This window comes from Phytohabitans sp. LJ34, assembly GCF_052068095.1.
GTDB lineage: Bacteria > Actinomycetota > Actinomycetes > Mycobacteriales > Micromonosporaceae > Phytohabitans.
In genome coordinates, this window is record NZ_JBQHDG010000001.1 from 351,155 (window position 1) to 370,967 (window position 19,813).

Genomic DNA, 19,813 nt, shown 5'->3' on the forward strand with positions numbered 1-19,813 from the left:
GGCGTCCCACATGTGTGAGACGCCCTGATGATCGTGATGGTCCGTCAGCCCGGGTTTTTGTCGCGCTTCGGTGCCTCGGGAGCCGATTCCGGAGCCGGGGCCGCGCTGACCGGCGGCAGGTAGGGCACCTGCGGGCCGGCCAGCAGCTCCCGCACGATGTCGGCGTGCAGCTCGGCGGGTAGGCCGCTGACCGGGACGAGCGCCGGCTCCGGCGCGGGCGGCTCGGCCGGCGGCGGTGGCTCACCCTTGCCGGAGCGGAGCGCGCCCATCAGCCCCAGCGCCCCGAGGAGGATGAGCGCGGTGGCCACGAACCACCCCACGGCCGGCAGCGGCAGGTGGAAAAGCTGGGCGATGAACCACCAGCCGGCGATGAAGAGGAATACCAGAGCGAACGTCAGGGAGACGCCATCGGTACGGTGCGGCTTCATCGGTGCACCTCCGCCGAGCCCGCGTTGACCTTGAGGGTGATGTTGAGCTTGCCGCCGCCCTCGCCGTCGGCACCGAGGTCGACGATGTCGGTGGGCGAGTTCTGGAAGCCGCTCGTCTTGCTGTCGAAGATGTCCGCGTCACCCGCGTTGACCTCGGCGCGCACGGTGGCGTCCACGTCGGGCGGCAGGATGACCTCGAGGTCGCCGAAGCTCAGGTGCACGCTCAGCACCTTGTCCTGGTCGGTGAAGTCCACCTTGGACAGGTCGAGCACCGCGTTGCCGAAGTTGTGCTCGTACCGCGTGGGCATGTCCTGCGCGCTGACCGGCTGCCAGTACTGGTCGCCACCGGTGGCCTGGTACTGGCCGACCTGTGACTCCGCGATCGTGGATATGCCGAGCGCGGCCGCGGCGATGAAGCCGAGCGCGATCAGCCAGCGGGCCCGGCCGAACCAGACCCCGACCAGCAGGCCGAGCGCGATCGTCAGGAGCACGCCGAAGAAGTACGTCGAGGGCTTGATGGGCATGACGTTGGCCAGATCGAACGCGGCCACCACGCCGAGCGCCACGAAGATCATCGAGAATGTCGCGGCGCCGAGCGGCGAGCGCTCCTTCGGTGGCTTGGGCGGCTTGGGCGGTGGCGCCGGCGGCCCGCTGTAGCTGGGCGGGTAGGGACCGGGTCCGCCGTACGGCCCGTGCGGGGCGAACGGCGGGCGGTAGCCACCCGGCGGGGGCCCGGGCGGTCCGGGCGGGCGGGGCGGTGCCGGCGGATACGGGCCCGACCGGTGCGGCGGGGGCGGCGACATCGGCGGCGGGCTTGGAGGCTGCATTGGCGGCACCGGAGGGTTCGGAGGCACCGGCGGATACGGCGCCGAGGGCGGGGGAGGGAAGGTGGCCGTCGACGGGTACGGCCCGGCGGCGGCCGGCGCGGGAGCGCCGGGACCGTGCGGCGGCGGGTACGGCGGAGGGGTCGGCTGCCATGGCCGCCCCGCCCCGAACGGCACCCCACCCCCGCCGGGTGCCGCCGGGGCGGAGCGGCCGGGCTTCCGGTTGAGCAGCAGTGCCCCACCGATGAGCGCCGCGGCGCCCAGCACCACCGCCCGGAAGCCGTCCGTCACGATCAGGCCGAACATCACCACGACCAGGATGCCGAGGATGATCACCATGATCGGTGACATGCTCGACCGGCCGCGGCCCAGCATCGACTCCACCGGCGAGGCCGTGTCGCCCTCGGCCGGGATGATGAGCCACGCGGCGAGGTAGACGAGGATGCCGATGCCGCCGAAGAAGCCCAGCACGGCGAGGAGCACCCGCCACAGCACCGGGTCGGTGTTGGTGGCCCGGGCGATCGCCGCGCACACACCGGCCACGTAGCGGCCCTGGCGTGGCCGGACCAGCCCGTACCGCGAAGTGAAGGCGGCGCCCGGCGGTGGCGGCGGCGGAGTGGCAGCGCCGGGAGGTGGCGGTGCCTGCCGGCCCGCGCCCGGCGGTGGCGGTGGTGGCGGCGGCGGAGTGGCCGCGCCGGGAGGTGGCGGCGCCTGCCGGCCCGCGCCCGGCGGCTCGGCCCCGACGGGCGTGTCCTTGAGCGTCGGGTCAGCCGCCCAGCGGTCGCCCGCCGGCACCTCGGCTGTGGGCTCGTCCGGCCGCACTTCGGCTGTCGGCTCGTCCGGCCGCACCTCGGCTGTGGGCTCGTCGCCCGCCGTGGAGGCGGCACCCGCCGAGGCTCCGGCCTCCGAAGGCGCGGGCGTCCCGGGCGAGGGCTTGGTCGTGTCGTCGCCCTCCGGTCGGCGGGCCTGGGCACCTTCATCCGTCATGTGTTCGATCCTCGCCGCTACCCCACCCGAACAGCCTCAGGCGGCAACCCTGACGCCACCCTGAGATCTTCGTGGCCAATGTCCGGGGCGTCCCCGTGGCCAGGGGCCTGTCCGGCGTGTGACGATCGGTGAACAGGCATCGAGCAGCGAGGGAGCAGAGCGATCGTCACCGTCGGGACCCAGCAGCCCCGCCTCACCCGCTCCCGCGACCAGCGGGTGGTCGCGGGTGTGGCTTCGGGCATCGCGCGCCACCTGGGCATCCCCCCGGTGCGGGTGCGCATCGCCTTCGTGGTCCTCCTCCCGCTCAGCGGCCTGGGGCTGCTTCTATATGCGGCGTTCTGGGCGGTGCTGCCCCTCCAGGTGCGCACGGCCGAGGCCCCGCCGCGGCGTAACTTCATGCACCTGCTGCCGTTCGTCGCGATCGGGCTTGGCCTCATCCTGGTGCAGACGCTCGTGTTCGGCTTCGGCGCGCTCGGCGTCACCGGCCTGGCCGGCTGGCTCGTCGCGATCATCGCGGTCGGCGCCGGCGTGATCTGGCACGAGTCCGACCCGGAGCGGCGCCGCCAGTGGAGCGAGACGCTGCCGCGCGTGCCGTGGCTGGGCGCGGTGGTCGACGAGAGCGACCGGCGGGCGTTCCTGCTCCGCTTCATCGGCGGCGGCGTGCTCGTCTCGGTGGGCATCATCGGGGTCATCGCGGTCTACTCGCCGACCGAAAACTTCGGCGCCGTGATCAACGGCATCATCTTCGCGCTGGTGGGCCTCGCCGGCGTGGCGGTGGTGGCCGGTCCGGTGCTGTGGCGTACGTACAACCAGCTGCGCACCGAGCGCGAGGGGCGCATCCGGGAGATGGAGCGGGCCGAGCTGGCCGCGATGGTGCACGACCAGGTGCTGCACACGCTCGCCCTCATCCAGCGCAACGCCGGCGACGTCAAGGCGGTGCAGCGGCTGGCCCGCGGGCAGGAGCGGAGCTTGCGCAACTGGCTGTACAAGCCGATCGCCTCGCCCAACGAGCGCTTCTCCGCCGCGCTGGAGCAGGTGGCGGCCGAGGTCGAAGATACGTACGCGATCACGGTGGAGACCGTCGTGGTGGGCGACCGGGAGACCGACGAGAAGGTCGGCGCGCTGGTCGCCGCCGCCCGCGAGGCCCTGGTCAACGCGGCCCGTCACGCCAAGGTGCAGACCGTTTCCCTCTACGCGGAGGTGGAGCCCGACCAGGTGAGCGTGTTCGTGCGCGACCGGGGCGCCGGCTTCGACCCGTCCACGGTGGAGGATCATCGGCATGGCGTCCGCGGCTCCATCATCGGGCGGATGCAGCGGCACGGCGGGCGCGCGAAGATCATTAGCGAGCCCGGCGACGGCACCGAGGTGCGCTTGTTCATGCCGACGAGCCGAGAGACCGTCACCACTGGGAAGGACGGATCATGACCGACCAGACCGAGCAGCAGCGGCGGCTGCGGGTGTTCCTCGTCGACGACCACGCGATGTTTCGGGCCGGCGTCCGCGCCGAGCTCGGCGTGCACGTAGAGGTGATCGGCGAGGCGAGCACCGTGACCGAGGCGGTCTCCCGGATCGCCGCGCTCGAGCCCGACGTGGTGCTGCTCGACGTGCACATGCCCGAGGGCGGTGGCCGCGCCGTGCTCGAGGCGATGCGCCGCACCCACCCGCAGGTCCGCTTCCTCGCCCTCTCCGTCTCCGACGCGGCCGAAGACGTCATCGGCCTGATCCGGGCCGGCGCGCGCGGCTACGTCACCAAGACCATCTCGCCCGACGAGCTCGCCGCGGCGATCCGCCGGGTGGCGGATGGCGACGCGGTGTTCAGCCCCCGGCTGGCCGGGTTCGTGCTGGACGCGTTCGCCGCGCGGCCGGACGCTCCGGTGGCCGACCCCGAGCTCGACCAGCTCACCAACCGCGAGCGCGAGGTGCTGCGCCTGCTCGCCCGGGGCTACGCCTACAAGGAGATCGCCAAGGAGCTCTTCATCTCCATCAAGACGGTGGAGACCCACGTCTCGAACGTGCTGCGCAAGCTCCAGATGTCCAACCGCTACGAGCTCTCGCGCTGGGCCGCCGACCGCCGCCTCGTCTAGAGACCTTTCGGGGTCGGGGTGGCTTCGGCCTCTGGATCCCTGCTTGGACAAAAGATGTGAGCTACCGCGATGCCCGTTGTGGTCCGTGCCGTTGCTCCCGCGGCCTCACCCGTCCGCCGCTGGTCGCGCTCAACCCGGCGGCTGCGCCGGGCCCTTACGGCCCCGGCTGGGGTCTCAAGGACAACGATCTCCTCGCCAGGGCTTGCCGCGCGGGCGTGGCAGCGGAGGCCGGGGTTTCGGCGAGCCCTGGCGAGCCGCCGGCCGTAGCGGTCTCCGGCGGGAGCGGCGGTCCGCAGCTGACGCGGATCCGGGAAACCTGTCTCGAACGGACCCCGACCCCTCCCGCGTGACTCACCGCCGGAGACCGGCTCGCCTCGACGAACCTTTTGGGAAACAGAGCCTCATTTCAACGACAACCATCTGTGCCTGGGTCGGCGTTCTATTCCGTACGTAGGACCGTGAACGCTTCGGCGAGCCGGCCGGCGGGCAGCCCGGCGGCCTTCGCGACGGCGGCCAGTCGATCGCGCAGCAGGGCGTCAAGGTCCAGATGGGAGGTTTGCGATGCGTGTGCGTGCAGCGCCGCGATCTTCTTCGGGTACGCCTCCGTGACGTCGACGGCATGGTCAGGGTCCGGTCCGCCCGAGAACCACACCTCCCGCACCACCCACGGCTCCAACCCTTCGTCCCGGAGCAGCTCCGGGTAGGCGAACGGGTTGCGTGCGTCCGGGTAGATGGCGCACGTCGTGGCCTCCCCCACCGCGAGGTGGTCCGGGTGGCTCGGGCCAGCCAGCCGCTCCCAGCGACGGAGCGGCGCGCTGGTGAGGATCCGGTCCGGCCGCCACCGGCGGATCGCCGCCGTGATGTCCCGCCGGAGCGCCAGGCTGGGCGTGACGGCGCCGTCGGCATACCCGTCGAGGAAGTCGACCTGCCCGACTCCGACGGCGGCCGCCGCTGCTTCCTGCTCCTTTTGTCGAATTATGGGGATCTGTCCCCTCGGGGTGTCGTCGAAGCCACCGGCGTCGCCGCGGGTGACGATCAGGTAGGCGACCTCGATCCCGCTGTCGACCCATCCGGCCACGGTGCCCGCCGCACCGAAGTCGACATCGTCGGGATGAGCGAACACGGCAAGTGCGCGTCGAACGTCGGAGAGTGCGGGAGCGGAGGGTGGAAACGTCACGACAACCCATGGTACGTCGGCGACAAGTCTGGCCGTTCGTCGGAAAAAGGGCAGGTCAGAGGCCACTTTTCGGGCCCCAAAACGATCTCTACACCGTATCGGCAGCGTCCCGGCCGAATATCGGGTTGATAACGCTCCTTCACGTTCGTGGGCGCGTGGTGTCACAGTGTCAGCACCTCACCCGCCCAGCACCGCGCCCAGGAGGCAAGGTCATGCACGCAGACGCCGCACCCAAGGCTGTCCGCGACTCAGGAGCCTCCGCGGCGTTCCGCGCGTCAGCGGTGGTGGCGGCCGATCTCGGCGGATCATCGACCTGTCAGGGCCCCGCCGATCCCCGGCGGTAGCGTGCTGGCAGCACGATTTGCCGCGGACCATCGGCCGGCACCGACCCGTAGCTGTGCGAATACCGAGGAACAACAGCAATGACACAAGGGAGGCCCTGAGAAATGAGAGTCTCGAGGCGTGCGAGTGCGGCCGCGGCAGTGGCTGCCCTCGCGCTCGTCGCGGCAGGTTGCAGTGGCGGAGACGATAGCGGCGAGGACACAGGCAGCGACAAGAACGCCAACGCCGCTATCACGATCAATGGCACCGAGCCAGAGGTTCCGCTGGTGCCGGCGAACACCACTGAGACCGGTGGCGGCAAGGTCGTCGACTACCTGTGGAGCGGTCTGACTCAGTACGACAACACCACTGGTGAGTCGAGCAACCTGCTTGCCGAGTCGATCGACACGACCGACTCCAAGGTCTACACGATCAAGATCAAGAAGGGCACCAAGTTCCACGACGGCACCGAGGTGAAGGCGAAGAACTTCGTCGACGCGTGGAACTGGGCGGCATACACGCCGAACGGCGCGCAGGGTGCCAGCTTCTTCGCTGAGATCCAGGGCTACCAGGACGTCACGAGTGCCGACCCGGACGACGACGGCCCGCAGAAGGCGCCGGAGCCCAAGGCCAAGACGATGTCCGGCCTGGCGGTCGTGGACGACCACACGTTCACCGTGACGCTCTCCGAGCCGTTCTCGATCTGGCCGGTCAAGCTGGGCTACAGCGCGTTCGTGCCGATGCCGGACGCCTTCTTCGCCGCGGCGGACAAGGCCGAGTGGGGCAAGAAGCCGATCGGCAACGGCGCCGTGAAGTTCGTCAGCTGGACCAACGACGTCGAGATCAACCTGACCCGCTTCGACGACTACAACCTGTCGGACAAGGTCAAGATCAAGGACGTCAAGGTCAAGCTGTACCAGTCGGACGACGCGGCCTACAACGACCTGCTTGCCAACAACCTGGACTTCATGCAGCAGGTCCCGGTCACGGCGCTGGCCGGTGACCAGTGGAAGACCGACCTGGGCGAGCGGGCGATCAGCAAGGCCACCCCGGTGACCCAGATCATCTCCTTCCCCCTGTACGACAAGCGTTTCCAGAACCCCGACCTGCGCAAGGCGGTATCGCTCGCGATCAACCGGCAGGAGATCGCGGAGAAGATCTTCTTCAACTCGCGCAAGCCGGCGACGACGTGGTCGAACCCCCTCGCTCCGGGCAACGGCGCGAACGACTGCACGATCTGCACGTTCAACGAGGCGCAGGCCAAGGAGCTCTACCAGAAGGCCGGTGGCTTCCAGGGCAAGATGACCTTCTACTACAACGCCGACGCCAGCCACAAGGCCTGGATGGAGGCCGTCGCCAACAGCGTGAAGAACGTTCTTGGCATCGACGCGGTCGCCACGGGCATCCCGACCTTCGCCGCGCTCCGTGAGCGGATCAACGCGAAGAAGATGGACGGCCCGTACCGTGCGGCCTGGCAGCAGGACTACCCGGACGTGGAGAACTGGGTCGGCCCGCTGTACGTCACCGGTGGTTCCTCCAACGACGGTGGCTACAGCAACCCGCAGGTCGACGCGCTCTTCAAGGAGGGTGTCGGCGCGGCGAACGTGGACGCGGCGCACGCCAAGTTCGCCGAGGCCACGAAGTTGATCGACGCGGACGCCCCGTCCATGCCGATCGTGACGGTCGAGGAGCAGTCCGGCTACTCCACCAAGCTCAAGAACGTTGAGACCACCAACGTGGGCGAGCTCGACCTCTCCAAGGTCGAAATCGCGTAACGGCGGCTCAGCCCCGGGTCCGGCTCGCCGCGTTTGCGGGCCGGACCTGGGGTAGTTCACACGTGGAAGCGCGTCATCACCCCCGGCGTGTGACCCACACCGTGTCGGGCGCCGGCGCGGCGCCCCCGTCCTGGAGGAACCCATGGGCCGTTACGTGTTGAGGCGGCTGCTCCAACTCATCCCCGTGTTCTTCGGAACAACGCTGCTCATCTACTGGCTTGTGTGGTCCGTACCCGGTGACCCGTTTGCCGGCAAATGCGGCGAACGACCGTGCTCGCCCGGATTCATCGCGAGCATGACTGAGAAGTACCACCTAGACGACCCGTTGCCGTTGCAGTACCTGCACTACATGGGCAACCTGCTCACCGGCGATTTCGGCGAAACGTTCGGTCAGCGGCCCATCTCGGACATCATCATTCAGGCGTATCCGAATACGCTGAAGCTCGCGGCCATGGCGCTCACCATCGAGGCCGTGATCGGGCTCACCGCGGGCGTGCTCACCGGGCTGCGGCGCAACGGCTTCCTGGACAACCTGGTCCTGGTCTCCACGCTCTTCCTGCTCGCGATCCCGGTTTTCGTCCTCGGCTTCGTGCTCCAGTTCCTGCTCGGCGTCGAGCTGGGCATCATCGAGCCGACGGTCCGCGACGGGGCGCCCTGGGTAGACCTCATCGTCCCCGGCTTCGTGCTCGGCAGCGGCTCCATGGCGTACGTCGCCCGGCTCACCCGCACGAGCATCGCGGAAAACCGGCGGGCCGATTACGTGCGCACGGCCATCGCCAAGGGGCTGCCGATGCGCCGCGTGGTCGGTGTGCACCTGCTGCGCAACTCGCTGATCCCCGTAGTCACGTTCCTCGGCACCGACCTCGGCTCGCTCATGGGCGGCGCGATCATCACCGAGGGCATCTTCCGGATCAACGGCATCGGCGGCGCGGTCTACCGGGCGATCGTCACCAAGGAAAGCGCTACCGTGGTCGGCATCGTGGTGGTCCTGGTGATGGTTTACTTGCTGATGAACCTGCTGGTCGACCTCCTCTACGCCGCCCTGGACCCGAGGATCCGCTATGAGTGACCCCACTGCTGCGATGGTCACGGCACCGCAGGCCGAGCTACCCGGTCCGGTCAGCGAGACCACCCCACCCGACGCCGGCAAGCCCGGCGACCGCAAGGAAAAGCCTCGCGGCCTGCTCGGTGACGCCTGGTACGACCTGCGGCACAAGCCGCTCTTCTGGATCTCGGCCGGGTTCATCTTGTTCTTCGTGGTGATGGCCGCCTTCCCGTGGCTGTTCACCCAGACCGATCCCGACTTCGGCACGTTGTCGCGCAGCCGCCAGGGGCCATCCGGCGACGCCTGGTTCGGCACCGACATCCAGGGGCGAGACATCTACGCCCGGGTGATCTACGGCAGCCGCGCGTCGATCATCGTCGCGCTCACCGCGACGCTCGGCACGGTCCTGATCGGGGCGACCGTCGGAGTCATCGCCGGGTTCCGCGGCGGCTGGATCGACCAGCTCCTGTCCCGGATCGCCGACGTGTTCTTCGGCCTTCCGTTCATCCTCGGCGCGATCGTCATCCTCAGCACGTTCAACGGGCCGGGTGCCCACCGTGGTGAGTGGTCGATCATGGGCATGGTGATCCTCGCGCTGATCGTGCTGGCGTGGCCGGTGTCCATGCGGATCATGCGGTCGACGGTGCTCGCCACGAAAAACGCGGACTACATCATCGCGGCGCGGGCGCTCGGGGCCAGCAACACCCGGATCATCTTCCGGCACCTGATCCCCAACTGCCTGGCACCCGTGCTGGTGTACGCGACGATCCTGGTCGGGGCGTTCATCAGCGCCGAGGCCGCGCTGTCGTATCTCGGCGTCGGGCTACAGACACCGGTGGTGTCCTGGGGCGTCATGATCAGTGACGCGCAGAACCTCATCCGGGTCTCGCCGTACATGCTGCTGTTCCCGGCCGCGGCCCTCGTCCTCGCCGTGCTCAGCTTCGTCATGCTGGGCGAAGCGGTGCGCGAGGCTCTCGACCCGAAGATGCGGTAGGAGACCCAGTTGTCCGATTTGTACGTGGCCGACCAGCCCGAAGCCGCGACCGTGGGGCACCCGACCGGGCGCCTGCTCGAGGTCGAGGATCTGCGCGTCGAGTTCCGCACGCGCGACGGCGTTGCCAAGGTCATCAACGGTGTCACCTACCACGTCGACGCGGGTGAGACGCTCGCCGTGCTGGGCGAGTCCGGCTCCGGAAAGAGCGTGACCGCCCAGACGATCATGGGCATCCTGGACACGCCGCCCGGGTTCGTCACCGGCGGCGAGATCCGCTTCCACGGCAAAGACATGCTCAAGATGTCGACCGAGGAGCGGCGCCGCATCCGGGGCGAGGGCATCGCGATGGTGTTCCAGGATGCCTTGTCCGCGCTCAACCCGGTCTTCAGCGTCGGGTTCCAGATCGCCGAGCAGTTCCGGATCCGGCGCGGCATGAGCCGCAAGGACGCCAAAAAGCGCGCGGCCGAGATGCTCGACCAGGTCAAGATCCCCAACGCGAAGCAGCGGGTCAACGAGTACCCACACCAGTTCTCGGGCGGCATGCGGCAGCGCGTCATGATCGCGATGTCGCTGGCCCTCGACCCCGAGGTGCTGATCGCCGACGAGCCCACCACCGCGCTCGACGTCACCGTGCAGGCCCAGATCATGGACCTGCTCGCCGACCTCCAGCGCGAGCGCCACATGGGCCTGATCCTGATCACGCACGACCTCGGTGTCGTGGCCGACGTGGCCGACCGCATCGCGGTGATGTACGCGGGCCGCATCGTCGAAGAGGCCAACGTCCACGAGCTGTACGCGAAGCCGGCGCATCCCTACACACTGGGCCTGCTGGAGTCGATCCCGCGCATCGACGAAAAGGGGCAGCAGCTCCGGACCATCCGCGGGCTCCCACCGAGCCTGCTGAAGATCCCGCCCGGCTGCCCCTTCCACCCGCGCTGCCCGATGGCGCAGCCGGTCTGCCAGGAGAAGGTGCCGCCGCTGCTCCAGCTCGGCCCGACCCGGGCCAGCGCCTGCCACTTCGCCGAGGAGCTTGTGAAACGTGACTGAGACCATCCTCGAGGCCCGCGACCTGGTCAAGTACTACCCGGTCACCCGCGGCGTGGTGTTCAAGAAGACGGTCGGCCACGTGCAGGCGGTCGACGGCGTCTCGTTCGACCTGCACAAGGGCGAGACGCTCGGCATCGTGGGCGAGTCCGGCTGTGGCAAGTCGACCCTGGCCAAGGTGCTGATGCACCTGGAAAAGCCGACGAGCGGCGGCGTCACCTTCAACGGCCAGGACATCTACAAACTGGGCGCCGGCGGCCTGCGCCGGCTGCGCCGCAACATCCAGCTGGTGATGCAGGACCCGTACACCTCGCTCAACCCGCGCATGACGGTCGGCGACCTGGTCGGCGAGCCCTACGAGATCCACCCTGAGGTGGCGCCCAAGGGCAGCCGGCGCCAGAAGGTGCAGGAGCTGCTGGAGGTGGTCGGGCTCAACCCCGAGCACATCAACCGCTACCCGCACCAGTTCTCCGGCGGCCAGCGGCAGCGCATCGGCATCGCCCGCGCGCTGGCGCTGCGGCCCGAGATCATCGTCTGTGACGAGCCGGTGAGCGCCCTGGACGTGTCGATCCAGGCCCAGGTGATGAACCTGCTGGAGAAGCTCCAGAACGAGTTCGGCCTGTCGTACATCTTCATCGCGCACGACCTGTCCGTGGTCCGCCACCTCGCCGACCGCGTCGCGGTGATGTACCTCGGCAAGATCGTCGAGCTCGGCACCGAAGACGAGATCTACGAGCGCCCGACCCACCCGTACACCCAGGCCCTGCTCTCGGCGGTGCCGGTGCCCGACCCCAACAGCCGAAAGAGCAAGGCGATCATCCGGCTTACCGGCGACGTGCCGAGCCCCACCAACCCGCCGTCCGGCTGCCGTTTCCGCACGCGCTGCTGGAAGGCCCAGGAGATCTGCGCCGTCGAGGTGCCGCAGCTCGTGGCCCGCCCCGGCTCCGACCACCCGAGCGCCTGCCACTTCGCCGAAAAGCGCGAGATCGTGGTGTCGCACGAGGCGAGCGACCTGACGGAGCTTCCGACTCGCACGCTGTGAGGTTCTGGGGCCGCGGGGTTACCCCACGGCCCCAGCAGTCTCGAACCGCGCCAGTCGAGCGGCCGCAAAGCCCGATCCAGAAGATTTGAGCTACCGCGATGTCCGTCGTGGTCCGGACCGCTGCTCCCGCGGCCTCACCCTCCGCGGTTCACAACCCACCCCGCCCCTACGGCGGCGAGGATCCGGCCCGCCACCGAGACCATCGGGGTTGTGTCGCCTGAGCCCCCGATCAGGCCTACAGAGGCCCTCGGCCAGCGCGGAGGATGAGGAGGGCGAGCTGGGTGCCGTCGGCGCCCAGGGCGGAGCGGAAGCGGTCGACGATCTCGCGTTCGCGGGAGAGGACGAGCCGCGTGCCGCCGGAGGCCAGGCGGGTGGCGCCCACGCGTTGGGAGAGGCGCGCGCGCTCCTGCCAGAGGGCGATGAGCTGGCTGTCGATCTCGTCGATGCGTTCACGCATGGCGAGGATGCTCTCCGCCGCGTCTGGGGCGTTCGTGCCCGTATCGCCGTTGCTCGCCGGGGTGCCGGGCTGTTCCGCCACGTCGGTGGCCATCGGGTACTCCCTGGGTGTTTGTCCGGTCAGCTGGTGCCCAGAGCGCCAAAAGCCCCGGGCTCCAGGAGCCCGGGGCTTTTGGTAGGTCTTGTGATCAGGCGCGACCTACGGCTGCCGGACTCCCGGAGCCGTAGCTAAAGTAACGCCGCACCTGCTGGATCACGCGCTGAAGTATGCCAGCGGCTCTGGCCGGGTGCAAGGAACGGCCCCGCGTGGGCGAGGCCGCTCCTACCCGTTTTCAGGCGGTCTTCGTGATCCGGTTTTGCGGGCCGGGCGCCACCGGAGCGCCGGCGCCGAGGTGTGCCACCAGCGCGTCGATGTCGAACCCGGGCGCGGTGGCCCGATCCGTGCCCGCGGTGAGCCGGGAGAACCCGTCGCCGCCGTTGGCCAGGAAGTCGTTCGTCGTGACGCGGTAGGTGGCCGCCGGGTCGATCGGCGTGCCGTTGAGCGCCAGGTTGCTCACCTTGGAGCCGGGCGCCTGTGTGGAGTTGTACGAGTACGTGAAGCCGGCCGAAACCTGGAGGATGCGCTGCACCGTCTGCCCGCCGAACCCGACGAACTGCTGCTCCAGCACCTCCTTGAGCTGGGCACCCGTGAGTGTCTGGGTGACCACCAGGTTGTTGAACGGCTGCACCGTGAAGCATTCGCCGTACGTGACGTCGCCGGGTGCCTCGCCGCCGGGCGAGTTGGCGAACGTCATCGACGCGCGGATGCCGCCCGGGTTCATCAGGGCGATCTGGGCGCCGGCCGCGGCGGTGTAACCGAGCTGGGCGTCGGCGATCACGTCACCGAGCGCGCTCTCGCCGGCCGCGTTGGCGGTGTTGGTGATGTCTGCCGTGATCTTGCCCACCACACGGTTGGCGATGGGCGCGACCGCCGTGCGGTACTTGTCGGCGATCTTCTTCGCGCTCGCGTCGACGAGGGCGGGGTTGCGCACGAACGCGCCGCCCGCGTCGGTCTGCCAGCTGCCGTCCGGGTTGCGGACGCCGTTTTCCACGATGACGTTGCGGGCGGCGATCTCGGCGAACTTGCCGCTGCGCCTGTCGAGCGTGAAGTCGATGTCGGTCACCAGCACGCCGTTGCTGCCGGCACTCGTCACCACCGTCGGGGCACCCGACGAGTTCGGCAGCTGGCACGAGTAGAAGCGGTGCGTGTGGCCGGAGACCACGATGCCGAACTCGGGACGCAGCCCCGCCACGATGTTGGTGATCGGGCCGGCGAAGTTGGCGCACCCGTCGACGGGCTGGGGAGTAGGCGGGGCCGACTGGGCGCCACCCTCGTGGATCAGCAGCACCATCGACTTCACGCCGACGAAGCGGAGCAGGGTGGCCCACTTGTTGGCGGTCTCGATCTCGTCGCGGAACTCGACGGACGTGATGCCCGCCGGGTTGACGATCGAGGGCGTGCCCTTGAGCGTCATGCCCACGAAGCCGACCGGGACGCCGTCGACGATGCGGATGTCGACCGGCAGCAGCAGTGGAAGGCCGGAGTCCTTTTTCACCACGTTGGCGGCGAGGTAGTTGTACTTCGCGCCCTTGAAGCCGTCGCCGTCCTGGCACCCGTCGACCGGGTGACAGCCCCCGCGCTGGAGGCGGCGCAGCTCGGTGGTGCCCTCGTCGAACTCGTGGTTACCCACCGAGCTGATCTGGAGGCCCGCGTTGTTGAGCAGCTCGACCGCGGGCTCGTCGTGGAACGCCGCGCTGACCAGCGGCGTCGCGCCGACCAGGTCACCCGCGCCGACGGTCAGCGAGGTGCGCCGCTCGGCCGTGGCCTCGGCGCGCAGCTTTTTGATCCAGGTGGTCAGGTACTCCACGCCGCCGGCCGGGGTGCCGTTGACCAGGCCGCCGCTGCCGGTGGGCGGGTCGATCGCGCCGTGGAAGTCGTTGAAGCCCAGCAGGTTGCCCTTGGCGGTCCGGTCGCCCTTGCCGTGGCCGGCCAGCTCGTACGACACGGAGACCGGGGACATCGGGGTCCAGGCGGCGGCCGCCTGGTCGGACTCGGCGGAGTCGGGAGAACTGAACGGCACTGTTGCGACAACGGCCAGCGCGAGGGCGGGTACGGCGAGGTTACGCAGCACCCCCCAGCCGCGCGAGCGCGATGGGGTCATGGTGTCTCTCCCTAATGTGCATATGTGCATGTGCGAGAACAACAGAGGCCATATTTCTCGTCGCGGCATGATCGCACCAGGGCCCCCGGGTGACGGTTTAGTAGCCATACGGCGCGCGAACGGGATGTGACCTTGCTACTTGGCGCTGGTTGTCGCGTCGCGGACCCGCGACGCGACAACCAGCGCCCGAAACTGACGGAGGGGCGGCATAGACTCGCTGAGCGATGCATGCTCTCTTCGACACCCCCCAGACGGACGCCCAGGCGGAGGGCGGCGATTCCGCCGCTCAGGAGCCGGAGGCGCAGCCCAAGCGGCCCAGGCGGCCTCGGCTCGAGCCGGAAAAGCTGCTGGAGGGGCTCAATGGGCCGCAGCGGGACGCGGTGGTCCACGCCGGCTCGCCCCTCCTGATCGTGGCGGGTGCCGGCTCGGGCAAGACCCGCGTGCTCACCAACCGGATCGCCTATCTGCTGGCCGCCCGTGACGTGCACCCGGGCCAGATCATCGCGATCACGTTTACCAACAAGGCCGCCGGTGAGATGAAGGAGCGGGTGGCCGCGCTGGTCGGCGGCCGGGCGCGGCTCATGTGGGTGTCGACCTTCCACTCCGCCTGTGTGCGCATCCTGCGGGCCGAGCACGAGCACGCCGGGCTCAAGTCGACGTTCTCGATCTACGACGCCGACGACTCCCGCCGGCTGATGCAGATGGTGGCCCGTGAGCTCGACCTCGACCCCAAGCGCTACCCGGCGCGTGGCCTGGCCCACCAGATCTCCAACCTGAAAAACGAGCTGATCGACCCGGAGAGCTTCGCCGAGCGCGCCAAGGGTCCGGCCGAGCGGGCGATCTCCGAGGCATACACGCTCTACCAGCGGCGCCTCAAGGAGGCCCACGCGCTCGACTTCGACGACCTCATCATGACCACCGTCCACTTGCTCCAGTCACACCCGCACGTGGCCGAGACCTACCGGCGGCGCTTCCGGCACGTGCTCGTCGACGAGTACCAGGACACCAACCACGCGCAGTACGTGCTGATCAAAGAGCTGGTCTCGGGCACGCCGGGGTTGGAGCCGGCGGAGCTATGTGTCGTCGGCGACGCCGACCAGTCGATCTACGCGTTTCGCGGCGCCACGATCCGCAACATCCTGGAGTTCGAGCGCGACTTCACCGACGCGCGCACGATCCTGCTGGAGCAGAATTACCGCTCCACCCAGACCATCCTCAACGCGGCCAACGCCGTCATCGACCGCAATAGCTCACGCAAGCCCAAGCGTCTCTGGAGCGAGCAGGGGCAGGGCGAGCAGATCGTCGGATACGTCGCGGACACCGAGCACGCCGAGGCCGACTGGGTGGCCCGCGAGATCGACCGCCTCTGCGACGCGAGCGAGGCCCGCCCCGGCGACGTCGCGGTGTTCTACCGGACCAACGCCCAGTCGCGTGTGTTCGAAGAGGTCTTCATCCGGGTCGGCCTGCCCTACAAGGTGGTCGGCGGCGTGCGCTTCTACGAGCGCAAAGAGGTCCGCGACGCGCTGGCCTACCTGCGCGCGGTAGTCAACGACGACGACACGGTGAGCATCCGGCGCATCCTCAACACCCCGCGCCGGGGCATCGGCGACCGCGCCGAGGCGTGCGTCGAGGCCCTTTCCAGCCGCGACCGCGTCTCGTTCGGTGCCGCGCTGCGCCGCGCCGCCGAGGCGCCCGGCATCTCCACCCGCGCGGCCAACGGCATCGCCGACTTCGTGGCCCTCCTCGACACCGTGCGCGAGCTGGCCGAGACCGCGCCGCCCGAGGAGGTGCTGGAGGCGGTGCTCCAGCGTTCGGGATACCTCGCCGAGCTGGAGGAGAGCCTCGACCCGCAAGACGCCGGCCGGGTGGAAAACCTCCAGGAGCTCGTGAGCGTCGCCCGGGAGTACACCGAGCGTGCCGAGGCCCAGGCCGAAGAGGGCGGCGAGGGGGCCACGTTGGCTGGCTTCCTGGAGCAGGTGGCGCTCGTCGCCGACGCCGACCAGGTGCCCTCCGACGACCCCGACCACCAGGGCGTGGTCACGCTGATGACGCTGCACACCGCCAAGGGCCTGGAGTTTCCGGTGGTGTTCCTGACCGGGCTCGAAGACGGCGTCTTCCCACACCTGCGCTCGCTGGGCGACACCCGCGAGCTGGAGGAGGAGCGCCGCCTCGCGTACGTCGGCATCACCCGCGCCCGCCAGCGCCTCTACATCTCCCGCGCGATGACCCGGGGCGCGTGGGGCCAGCCGCAATACAACCCGGCCTCCCGCTTCCTCGCCGAGCTGCCCGGCGACCTGGTGCGGTGGGAGCGCACCGACGCGGCGTACACGTCGTGGTCCGGCACCGGCGGCGGCATCGGCGGCCGGTCGTCCGGCGCCGGGGCGAGCCGTGGCACCTTCACCGGCGGCACCGCCAAGGCCGCCCGCCTGGCCGAGCGCCTGGGCGTCGACGGCGCCAAGCTCGCCACCGCCAGCGACCTGCCCCAGGTGCCCAGCGTCGCCGCCGGCGACCGCATCAACCACCAGCGCTATGGCATGGGCCGCGTCGTCGAGGTCGAGGGCTACGGCGCCAGGGCCCAGGCAAAGGTCGACTTCGGCGACCAGATCATGTGGATCGTGCTCCGGCACGCTCCGATCGAAAAGATCTAGAGCGCTTCCGGGGTCGCGGTGGCTTCGGTGGGCGGCGGCCACAGACCCTGACCCGAATTGCGCCGACGTCCGTCGTGGCCCAGACCGCTGCTCCCGCGGCCTCACCCTCGCGTGTGGTCGCGGTCACCCCTTTGGCCCGGCGGATGCGCGGCCTGCGGTGCGGCGGTGTTTGTCCACAATGCCCGTCGCCGAACATGCGGCGAGATCGCAAACGAGGACTTCGTCGCCCTGAGTAACCATCGTCGCTGTGCGTGCGGTCCGAGACTCGAGATCTAGGAGAGTTCGGGCGCCATATCAACCCTAACCCTCCTAGATCTCGAAGTTTCTTGCCTTAGCCTGCTGACGCCGCGTCACGAACGGTGGCCGGCGAGGCCGGCCTCAGGCCACGGCGAGAGGCAGCCGCGGGCGGCCCGGGGTTGGTGACCGTAGGGCCTGAAGGCTTGACTCGCGGCTCCCGGTGGGCGGTAGACGTTTTGTCCACAATGTTCCTGGCGGATACGCGGCGAGGGTAGCCATGGAGGCGTGGTCGCCGCGAGTGAATGCCACGTCGAGTCCTGACCAGGACGACGCTGCGGCAGGATTCCTTGATCGGCGGGAGAAAGGGCGTCGCGCGAACGGATCGTGGTACTTTCCTGCCCCTCCAGGGGCAGTTCGGTACCACGATCCGTTGATGGAAGGGCGATTGACACGTCGCGGGCGACAGCAACGCGCATCTTCGCCAATCGGGCGAGGCCGGACCAGCTCCGGCCTGGGCTTGACCCGCGGACCCGGCGGCCCGCGGGAGCATGCGGTCCGCAGGTGACGCGGACGCGGGCAGATCCGCTTTTGCTCAGCAGCCCAGATTGACCCCTTGGGAGCGCAGGAACGGTGCGGGGTTGATCTGGTTCCAGAGGCCCTGGTGCACCTCGAAGTGCAGGTGCGGGCCGGTCGAGTCGCCGGTGGAGCCCTCGTAGCCGATGACCTGGCCGGCCTTGACCTTCTGGCCGGGCTGCACGACGGTGCGCGACTGGTGGGCGTAGTGGGTCTGTACACCGCCGCCGTGGTCGATCATCACCGAGATGCCGTACCCGGCGTAGACCCAGCCGGCCGCGAGTACCGTGCCGGCGGCGGCCGCGTGGATCGGAGTGCCTTCGTCGGCGGCGAGGTCGATGCCCGCGTGCAGTACGCCCCACCGCTGCCCGAAGCACGACGTGATCTCGGCTCCGGGCATCGGGGTGACCCAGGCGGGGATGGCGGCCTTCGGCTTGGCCGTCGTCGCCTTCGGGGCGGGCGCGGCGGGGGCGGCGGCCTTCGGGGGTGCTGCCTTGGCCGGAGCCTGGGTGGAGGCCGAGGGCGACGCGGACGCCGGGGGGCGTTCGGCGCGGTCCGCGCGGTCGGCTGCTTCGGCGCGGGCCTGCTGGCCGGCGGCGACCGCGAGCGTGCTGGCCGGTTCGGGCTCGCCGCCGCTCACGGCCGCGGAGACGGCGGCGACGGGCAGGCCGAGGAGCAGGATCGCGGCGGGCACGACGAAGCGGCCGCGACCGCTGAGCCGGGTGCGTACCCGGTGCCGGATGACCTCACGACCGCGGGGGCGGGCGTGGGTTGGTACATGGGGGGACGTGCTTTGCACGGGGGGACCTCCGTGGTTTGTCGGACCGGGAAATGTTTGTTTGCCGGCCGTTCACCACGGGAAGGGGTGGGAGGAGCCATCGACAGGAGTTCGCCGGAGGGTACGCCACTTTGCCCGGATTTGCGGGTTACTACCCGGTAATTCCCTTGGGCTCAGCGGTGGCGTCGGTCACAATCAAGGCTGTGACCAGGGAAACTTTGCGTGGTCGAGGGCATGAAAAAACCGCCCACACCGGCAGGCGTGGGCGGTTGGAGGCACAATACGCAGGGTCAGGAGGCCGCTACGTCGGTGGAAATTGCCTCGACTTCTAGCTTGATGTCCGCTCCGCGGTCGCGGAACCACGGGATCGGGTCGCGCGGCTGGCCGTTGACATGCACCTCGAGGTGGAGGTGGTTGCCGTAGGCGTGGCCCGTGCTGCCCACGTATCCGAGCGTGTCGCCCGCCTTCACCTGCTCGCCGGCCTGCACCGCGACCTGCGACGAGTGGCCGTAGATGGTCTCGATGCCATTGCCGTGGTCGACGATCACCGCGTAGCCGTAGCCGCCGTAGTAACCGGCGAGCTTGACCGTGCCGGCGTGCACCGCGACGTACGGCGTGCCCTCCGGGGCGGCCAGGTCGACGCCAGCGTGCAGCTGGCCCCAGCGCATGCCGTAGGCCGAGGTGAACTCGTAGCCGTGCAGCGGAAGCCGCCACACGTCGTCAGAGGCCGGCTGGGCGGCTGTGTCGGACCGCCCGTCGCGGGACGCGCGATTGGCGTCCTCGGCGCGCTCGGCGAGATCCTGCTGGGTCGATGCCTGGTCGAGGTCGGCGATCGCCGACGGGTCGACGGTCTTCGCGTCCGGCATGGCGCCCGCACCGAGCGCCACGATCCCAGCGCCGACAAACGCGGTCGTGACAACTGCCGCGTAGCGGCTGCGCGGGGGTGTGGGGACGCGCCGTCGACCGCGGTAGCGGTCGGGCTCAGACGACAAGCGCTGGCGCACGCACATCCTCCGTGATCCATAGGCTGGCGGCTGACGAGCGTCTCAAATGAGGGGGGTGAACGCTCGGTCGCCGCGCTGTCATCTCGTGGGGGCCGGGATGACAGCCGTGGGACACCGTAACTAAGCGAGTGGGCGTGTCACAACCCGAACAGGCAAATTCGCTACAGAACTGCGTACTGTCCGTTGTGGAATGCC

At 69.5% G+C, this 19,813-nt stretch carries 15 protein-coding genes; 8 read left to right on the forward strand and 7 right to left on the reverse strand.

Features of this window, described 5'->3' with window-relative positions:
• Positions 1 to 44: 44 nt before the first annotated feature.
• Complete coding sequence (locus ACTMTJ_RS01720) at positions 45 to 428, reverse strand: hypothetical protein (protein WP_441214206.1); 384 nt, start codon at positions 426 to 428, stop codon at positions 45 to 47.
• Entirely contained in the window at positions 425 to 2,239 is a 1,815-nt protein-coding gene (locus ACTMTJ_RS01725) for a PspC domain-containing protein (protein WP_441214207.1), read from the reverse strand. The genes ACTMTJ_RS01720 and ACTMTJ_RS01725 overlap by 4 nt, the downstream gene beginning before the upstream one ends.
• A 162-nt stretch (positions 2,240 to 2,401) precedes the next feature.
• Here ACTMTJ_RS01725 and ACTMTJ_RS01730 point away from each other — a divergent pair, with 162 nt between their 5' ends.
• Together ACTMTJ_RS01730 and ACTMTJ_RS01735 are read left to right on the forward strand one after the other, a co-directional pair.
• A complete protein-coding gene (locus ACTMTJ_RS01730) occupies positions 2,402 to 3,664 on the forward strand; it encodes a PspC domain-containing protein (RefSeq protein WP_441214483.1) in 1,263 nt (420 codons plus the stop codon).
• Positions 3,661 to 4,323 (forward strand): response regulator, encoded by a 663-nt coding sequence (locus tag ACTMTJ_RS01735; protein WP_441214208.1) that lies wholly within the window; start codon positions 3,661 to 3,663, stop codon positions 4,321 to 4,323. Before ACTMTJ_RS01730 ends, ACTMTJ_RS01735 begins: the two co-directional genes overlap by 4 nt.
• A gap of 439 nt (positions 4,324 to 4,762) precedes the next feature.
• Here the strand turns inward: ACTMTJ_RS01735 and ACTMTJ_RS01740 are convergent, their stop codons facing one another.
• Entirely contained in the window at positions 4,763 to 5,500 is a 738-nt protein-coding gene (locus tag ACTMTJ_RS01740; RefSeq protein ID WP_441214209.1) for a PIG-L deacetylase family protein, read from the reverse strand.
• A gap of 608 nt (positions 5,501 to 6,108) precedes the next feature.
• Between ACTMTJ_RS01740 and ACTMTJ_RS01745 the strand changes: the two genes are divergently transcribed.
• The 5 genes from ACTMTJ_RS01745 (at position 6,109) to ACTMTJ_RS01765 (ending at position 11,721) form a co-directional block, all read left to right on the forward strand.
• Positions 6,109 to 7,596 carry a peptide ABC transporter substrate-binding protein gene (locus ACTMTJ_RS01745; protein WP_441214210.1) on the forward strand — a complete coding sequence of 496 codons (1,488 nt, stop codon included), beginning with the start codon at positions 6,109 to 6,111 and terminating at the stop codon, positions 7,594 to 7,596.
• Between the two features lie 142 nt (positions 7,597 to 7,738).
• Entirely contained in the window at positions 7,739 to 8,665 is a 927-nt protein-coding gene (locus tag ACTMTJ_RS01750; RefSeq protein ID WP_441214211.1) for an ABC transporter permease, read from the forward strand.
• Positions 8,658 to 9,635 (forward strand): ABC transporter permease, encoded by a 978-nt coding sequence (locus tag ACTMTJ_RS01755; protein ID WP_441214212.1) that lies wholly within the window; start codon positions 8,658 to 8,660, stop codon positions 9,633 to 9,635. Before ACTMTJ_RS01750 ends, ACTMTJ_RS01755 begins: the two co-directional genes overlap by 8 nt.
• A gap of 9 nt (positions 9,636 to 9,644) precedes the next feature.
• Positions 9,645 to 10,682, forward strand: coding sequence for an ABC transporter ATP-binding protein (locus ACTMTJ_RS01760; protein ID WP_441214213.1), 1,038 nt, complete (start codon positions 9,645 to 9,647; stop codon positions 10,680 to 10,682).
• A complete protein-coding gene (locus tag ACTMTJ_RS01765) occupies positions 10,675 to 11,721 on the forward strand; it encodes an ABC transporter ATP-binding protein (protein ID WP_441214214.1) in 1,047 nt (348 codons plus the stop codon). Before ACTMTJ_RS01760 ends, ACTMTJ_RS01765 begins: the two co-directional genes overlap by 8 nt.
• Before the next feature lie 235 nt (positions 11,722 to 11,956).
• Here the strand turns inward: ACTMTJ_RS01765 and ACTMTJ_RS01770 are convergent, their stop codons facing one another.
• Positions 11,957 to 12,271 carry a chorismate mutase gene (locus tag ACTMTJ_RS01770; RefSeq protein ID WP_441214215.1) on the reverse strand — a complete coding sequence of 105 codons (315 nt, stop codon included), beginning with the start codon at positions 12,269 to 12,271 and terminating at the stop codon, positions 11,957 to 11,959.
• Positions 12,272 to 12,509: 238 nt separating this feature from the next.
• Positions 12,510 to 14,378, reverse strand: coding sequence for a bifunctional metallophosphatase/5'-nucleotidase (locus ACTMTJ_RS01775; protein WP_441214216.1), 1,869 nt, complete (start codon positions 14,376 to 14,378; stop codon positions 12,510 to 12,512).
• 224 nt (positions 14,379 to 14,602) lie between these two features.
• Between ACTMTJ_RS01775 and pcrA the strand changes: the two genes are divergently transcribed.
• Positions 14,603 to 17,026: a DNA helicase PcrA gene (gene pcrA / locus ACTMTJ_RS01780; RefSeq protein ID WP_441214217.1), complete on the forward strand. Its 2,424-nt coding sequence runs from the start codon at positions 14,603 to 14,605 to the stop codon at positions 17,024 to 17,026.
• An 829-nt stretch (positions 17,027 to 17,855) separates the two neighbouring features.
• On the opposite strand, the gene ACTMTJ_RS01785 is transcribed toward pcrA, so the two are convergent.
• Both ACTMTJ_RS01785 and ACTMTJ_RS01790 read right to left on the reverse strand, forming a co-directional pair.
• A complete protein-coding gene (locus ACTMTJ_RS01785; protein ID WP_441214218.1) occupies positions 17,856 to 18,635 on the reverse strand; it encodes a M23 family metallopeptidase in 780 nt (259 codons plus the stop codon).
• Between the two features lie 269 nt (positions 18,636 to 18,904).
• Positions 18,905 to 19,618: a M23 family metallopeptidase gene (locus tag ACTMTJ_RS01790; protein WP_441214219.1), complete on the reverse strand. Its 714-nt coding sequence runs from the start codon at positions 19,616 to 19,618 to the stop codon at positions 18,905 to 18,907.
• Positions 19,619 to 19,813: the final 195 nt, after the last annotated feature.